At 72.8% G+C, this 4,283-nt stretch carries 4 protein-coding genes; 3 read left to right on the top strand and 1 reads right to left on the bottom strand.

All coding sequences use genetic code 11. The features are described from left to right. Window positions 1–1,486 (bottom strand): GTP-binding protein (locus M3N57_00090; protein MDP9021105.1); only part of this gene is annotated, 1,486 nt, incomplete at its 3' end. Between the two features lie 179 nt (window positions 1,487–1,665). Between M3N57_00090 and M3N57_00085 the strand changes: the two genes are divergently transcribed. From M3N57_00085 to M3N57_00075, 3 genes are all read left to right on the top strand, one after another. Then, window positions 1,666–2,238 (top strand): CDP-alcohol phosphatidyltransferase family protein, encoded by a 573-nt coding sequence (locus M3N57_00085; GenBank protein ID MDP9021104.1) that lies wholly within the window; start codon window positions 1,666–1,668, stop codon window positions 2,236–2,238. Then, window positions 2,235–3,239 carry a phosphatidylinositol mannoside acyltransferase gene (locus tag M3N57_00080; GenBank protein MDP9021103.1) on the top strand — a complete coding sequence of 335 codons (1,005 nt, stop codon included), beginning with the start codon at window positions 2,235–2,237 and terminating at the stop codon, window positions 3,237–3,239. The genes M3N57_00085 and M3N57_00080 overlap by 4 nt, the downstream gene beginning before the upstream one ends. A 10-nt stretch (window positions 3,240–3,249) precedes the next feature. Next, the coding region (locus M3N57_00075) for a glycosyltransferase family 4 protein (GenBank protein ID MDP9021102.1) at window positions 3,250–4,283 on the top strand (1,034 nt) is incomplete at its 3' end.

Here is a 4,283-nt window from a genome sequence, read left to right as displayed (position 1 = left end):
GTGCCACGCCGTACTGGCCGTGCCCACCGGTCTGCTTGACGTGGCGTCCGAGCCCCTGCGCGCGGCTCTTGAGCGTCTCGCGGTAGGCGATCTTCGGCGGAGACTGTTCCACCTCCACGCCGAACTTACGCTGCAGGCGTCGGCGCGTCACGTCCACGTGCGTCGGTCCGTACGCGCGGAGCACCATCTGGTGGGTCACGGGGTCGCGTTCGACCCGGAGGCTGGCGTCCTCCTCGACGATCCGCGCCAGACCGGTCGACAGCTTGTCCTCGTCGCCGGCACTGTGAGGCGTGACCGCCACGCGGAAGTACGGCTCGGGCGCTTCGACCGCCGCCACCTGCGGAGGTGTGGCGCCTTTGGCGTGCAGAACGTCACCGGTGAGCACGTCGTCGAGCTTGGCGACCCCAACGAGGTCGCCGGCGGGCAGGTGGGACACCGGGACCTGTTCCTTGCCGCGGAGCGTGAACAGCTGGTGCATGCGCAGCTCGCTCCCGGTGCGCGCGTCGATCAGGTGATCGTCCGCGGTGAGCGTCCCCGACAGCACCCGCAACACGTTGATGCGACCGACGTAGGGGTCGGAGAACGTCTTGACGACCGTGGCGGTGGTGGCGTCGTCGGGGGTCGCGGCGACGGCGGCACGGTCGGTCGGCGACGGGCACTGATCGACCAGGAAGTCCGCGAGCAGGTGCACGCCGAGAGCCAGCTCCGCCGAGCCGCACAGCAACGGGTAGAACCCCGAGCGGGCGATCCCGCGGGCGAACACCGCGCCGAGTTCCTTGGCGTCGGGGACGTCGCCTTCGAGGTAGCGTTCGAGCAGGTCGTCGTCGTTCTCGACGATCGCCTCGACCAGGAACTCGCGGTTGCTCTCGGCCTGTGTGCGACGTTCGGCCGGGACCTCCTGCTCGACCCGCTCGCCGTCCTTCAGCTGCACCGCCGTGAAGTGCAGCAGGTCGATGACGCCGGTGAACTCCGGCCCGATCCCGATCGGCATGTGCACGGGAGCCAGCGCCCGGCCGTACCGCTGGCGGAGCTCATCGACGCTGCGTTGGAAACCGGCGGTGTCCTTGTCGAGCTTGTTGAGGAAGACCACCCGCGGCAGCGACACGTCGTCGCACGCCGCCCACAGCTCCTCGTGCTGTGGCTGGACGCCGGCGGTGGCGTCGACCACGAAGACCGCCACGTCGGCCGCGGTGAGCGCGGGGTAGGCATCGCCGATCGCCTCGGCGCCCCCGGGCGCGTCGAGCAGGTTCAGCTTGTAGCCGCGCCACGGGATGGCAGCCAACGCCAAGCTCAGCGAGTGGTGGCGGTCCTGCTCCTCGGGTTCGAAGTCGAGCGTCGCCGTGCCGTCGGCCGTCCGACCTCGGCGTCCGATCAGCCCGGCGGCTTCCAGAAGGGCCTCTGCCAGGGTGGTCTTGCCCGTCCCCGTGTGCCCGAGGAGCAGCACGTTGCGCAGCTTCTCGGTGGGGACGCTCAGATCCTTCGACATGTCGATGCCTTCCGCCCGCCCCGCTCCGTCGGCGGGGGGGCCATCGTAGAGTCGCGACGGCGCCGACGGGAGCCGGTCTGCGACCTTGCCGCCGCTGCCGGCCGTCCGTACCGTCCCCGCCGCTGACCCGCTCCACAGCAGGGAACGAAGTGGCTCTCGACGCCCACGGTCGCGGTCCGTTGCGCCGGATCATCGACCCGGTCGGCGTGGGCGTGGCACGGCTGGGGATCACTGCCAACTGGGTGACCGCGGCAGGGCTGGTCCTCACCGCGGTCGCCGCCGGCATGGTCGTGACCGGCCGGTTCGCCGCCGGCGGGTGGCTGCTGGTCGCCGGTGGCCTGGCGGACACCGTCGACGGAGCGGTCGCCCGCGCGACGGGAGCAGAGAGCCCCGCCGGCGGGTTCTTCGACTCGGTCGCCGACCGCATCTCCGACGGGGTGATGCTCGCGGCGATCGCCTGGGCCGTCCGTGATCAGCCGGCCACGTTCGCCGCTGCGGCGCTGGCGCTGATCGCCGCGCAGGTCACCAGCTACGTCCGAGCCAAGGCCGAGTCGCTCGGTTCGACCTGCACGGTCGGGATCGTGGAACGTGCGGAACGCGCCATGGCGATCATCGTGGCGCTGATCTTCCACCGCTGGCTGATGGTCCCGGTCCTGTGGCTGCTGGCCGTCGGAGGGACGGCAACCGTGGTGCAGCGCATCGTCCACGTGGTACGCAAGCTCGACCGCCAACCCACCGGGACGCAGCGGTGAACGACGACGACGCTCGGCACCGGGGGGCCACCGGTCTCGAGGGCCTGCCTCCGGCCCCGCCGATGTCGTCCCGGCAGTGGGCGACCTACCTGCAGTACCGGGCGGTGTGGGCGTCGGCGGCCCGACTCCCGGACGCGCTCGCGTGGCGGGCGCCCGACCCCATCGGTGACGCGTGGTACCGGTTGGCGCCCCGCCGCCAGCGCCGTCAGGTCCGCAGCAACCAGGCTCGCGCCGCGGGGCACGTGCGCCGGCGTGAGCTGGATCGTCTGGTGCGTGACGCGTACCGATCCTACGCCCGGTACTGGCTGGATTCCTTCCGGGTGCACACCCTGGATCCCGACGACGTGCTGGCACGGACCGACGATGTCGACACCCGGATCCTCGACGAGGTGCGCTCGGACGGTGGCGGCGCCATCCTCGCGACCGGCCACCTCGGCTCGTGGGAGATCGGGGCGTTCTTCTCCACGCAGCGTGACTGGCGGTTGACCGTCGTGGCGGAGGTGCTCGAGCCACGCCCGCTGTTCGAGCGGTTCGTGGAGCTCCGCCGCGCCCTGGGCCTGGATGTGATCCCGCTCGTGCGTGGCGGCGACGCGGTTGGCCGCCTCGAGCAGGTGGTCCGCGACGGGGGGACCGCCACGCTCCTGGCCGACCGCGACCTCACCGGCACGGGCCCGATCGTGACATTCTTCGGGGAGCCCTGCCGACTTCCGCCGGGTCCGGCGGCGCTGGCCCGCCGCACCGGCCGGCCGGTCGTGCCCGGCGCGTGCTTCACGACCCCGCGGGGGTGGCGGGCGGTGGTGCACGAACCGCTCGACATCGCCCACCTCCCGGTCCCCGACGGCACCCAACAGATCGCGCAGGCGCTGGAGCGCCTGATCGGGCTGGCTCCCGAGCAGTGGCACGTGTTCGTGCCCAACTGGCTGGCGGACCGCGAGCCCGACCACCCGCTGCTGCGTGGCGGCGACGACCGCGAGCCGCCGATCAGCGGTGAGCCGCGGTGACGGTGCCACGATGAGGGTTGCGCTGGTCTGCCCTTACGACATCACCGTGCCCGGCGGCGTCCAGGCGCACGTCACACGTCTCGCTGAGCGGTTGAAGACCGGCGGCGACGATGTGCTGGTGGTCGCGCCGGCGCGCCACGACCCGCCCGACGACGTCCACGCCGTGGGAGGGTCGTTGGGGGTCACGTTCAACCGATCGGTGGCGCCGATCGCCTACTCACCGCTGGCGATCCGGCGTGCGCTGGCGGCGCTGCGTGACTTCACACCGGCCGTGGTGCACGTCCACGAGCCTGCTGCGCCGCTGCTGTCGCTCGGGACGTGCCTGGGGGCCCGACACCCGCTGGTCGGGACGTTCCACGCCTGGTCGGACCGCGACCGCTTGTACCGGGCGGCGCGGCCGCTGCTGCGGGCGGCGGTCGCACGCCTCGACGCGTGCATCGCCGTGAGCCGCCCCGCCCGCGACTACCACGCGGCGGCGTTGGGCCTCCCGGCGGGCGCGTTCCTGGAGATCCCCAACGGGGTCGAGTTCGAACGCTTCGCGGCAGCGGCCCCCAGCGCCGACCGCGCCGACGACGCCCCGACCGTGCTGTTCGTGGGACGCCTCGAGCGCCGTAAGGGTCTCGAACAGCTCGTCCGCGCGTTCATCCGCGTCAAGACCCAGCGGCCGTCGGCCCGCCTGGTCGTGGTCGGCGAGGGGCCCGAGCGCCGCCGTTGCGAGGCGATCATCCCCGAGCGGCTGCGGTCCCAGGTCACCTTCGTGGGACGTGGCGGGCCCGACGACCTGCCGAGCCTGTACGCCGCCGCTGACGTCTTCGCGGCGCCGGCGCTGGGGGGCGAGTCGTTCGGGATCGTGCTGTTGGAGGCGATGGCCGCCGGGACGCCGGTGGTGGCCAGCGCCATCCCCGGCTACCGGACGCTGCTACGCGACGGGGTGGAGGGCCGGCTGGTCCCGCCCGGCGACGTCGCCGCTCTCGCTCAGGCGCTGGACACCCTCCTGGGCAACCCGTCGCTGCGCGAGGCGATGAGCCGGGCGGGGCGCGAGAC

This window comes from Actinomycetota bacterium, from assembly GCA_030776725.1.
In the GTDB taxonomy this organism is placed as follows: Bacteria; Actinomycetota; Nitriliruptoria; order Nitriliruptorales; family JAHWKO01; genus JAHWKW01.
This window is presented reverse-complemented; position numbering and strand designations above follow the sequence as displayed.